This is a genomic window from Bacillus sp. ISL-7, from assembly GCF_018613065.1.
Genome location: NZ_JAGGQW010000099.1, coordinates 7,357 through 8,476, shown reverse-complemented (window position 1 = coordinate 8,476; position 1,120 = coordinate 7,357). Strand labels below are relative to the sequence as shown.

At 38.1% G+C, this 1,120-nt stretch carries 1 pseudogene; it reads left to right on the top strand.

What is annotated here, in order from left to right:
- Positions 1-319 precede the first annotated feature (319 nt).
- A pseudogene (locus tag J7E66_RS30325) lies at positions 320-1,120 on the top strand (transposase); the annotation flags it as partial.

Below are 1,120 nucleotides of genomic sequence, written 5' to 3'. Positions count from 1 at the left end.
CAAGGAGCCACAACGATATTCGCAGTCAATCTAAAACGGATTATAAAGCTTCTAAATGAAAAGGAATAAGAATAGCCAAGGGGAACAAGCAACTTTATCTTCTATTTCGGAAGAAAGTTGCTTTTTTTGTCTTTTGTTCAACCATAAAAAATAAAAACGTAAGTTTTTCAGTGCCCTCGCTTAAGCGCCTGCGGGGTCTCCCCTGCCCCGTACTCCCGCAGGAGTCTGCGTGCCTTCCGCGCAAATCAACAGAGCTGTAAAATCAATAATACACTGCTCTTAACACAACCAAACAATAAAAAATTAAGTGGTGAAATCTATGTTTAAACCAAGAGTATCTACCCAAAGTGAATATGAATTTGTTTCTATTGATGAATTGGTTCCTGACAATCACCTTCTTCGTTTAATCGATAAATATATTGATCTTTCATTCCTTCTTGAAAAGGTACGTCCTTATTATAGTGATGATAACGGACGCCCTTCCGATCCCACTATTCTATTTAAAATGATGTTTATTGGTTATATTTATGGCATCCGATCCGAGCGACAATTACAAAGAGAAATTGAAATGAATGTTGCCTACCGCTGGTTTTTAGGCCTGAAATTTAAGGATCCTGTTCCACACCACTCAACGATTTGGATTTAAGGTAGAAGCTGTGGCACTTGATTCCGGTTATCTAACGAACCCGATTAGTAAGGGATTATCTGACCAAAATATCTTAGGAGTATTTGCCCATAGAAGATTTCATCCTACTACTGGTCTATTCCCAAAATGGAAATTTACATATGGTAAAGAACGAGATCTATACGTTTGTCCTAATAATCAAGAATTACCCTATAGTACAACAAACCGTGAGGGTTATAAAGAATATAAGTCTGATTCGAAGAAATGTGAAAACTGCCCACTTCTTTCCCAATGTACACGCTCCAAAAATAAGGTAAAAGTAGTGACACGTCATGTTTGGGAAGAGCACAAGGAAAAGGTAAGGGAAAATCGCTTATCTAAATCTGGAAAAATGCTTTATAAATTTAGAAAGGAAAAAATTGAGCGAAGCTTCGCAGACTCAAAAGAGCTGCACGGGCTTCGCTATTGCCGGTTACGGGGATTGAAGAAAGCAAG